Here is a 289-nt window from a genome sequence, read left to right on the forward strand (position 1 = left end):
TGAAGGAAAGAAACAAATAGTAGATATAGATTTTCCAAATGCAGATAATTCGAGTTTTAAAACAGGTGACACAGTCAAAGTTACGAATAAAGATAAATGGCAACATAAAAAGATTGGTATGCACGATGTAACCATTGCATCTGCAGATTCAATTTCTAAAGTAAAACAATCAATTGTACAAACTGATAAACCTCAAAACAATACTACTCAACCCTTTATTGAAAAAAATAATAAGCGAACAGGTAAAGTAATTGAAAAGGGATCTAATTATTTAATGGTTAAACAGGGT

At 29.8% G+C, this 289-nt stretch carries 1 protein-coding gene; it reads left to right on the top strand.

Annotation, left to right across the window (positions count from 1 at the left end):
* A partial coding sequence (locus SB822_RS56325; protein WP_410859009.1) for a hypothetical protein occupies window positions 1-289 on the top strand: 289 nt, incomplete at both ends.

This window comes from Paraburkholderia sp. SIMBA_054 (assembly GCF_046534875.1).
Classification (GTDB): domain Bacteria; phylum Pseudomonadota; class Gammaproteobacteria; order Burkholderiales; family Burkholderiaceae; genus Paraburkholderia; species Paraburkholderia hospita.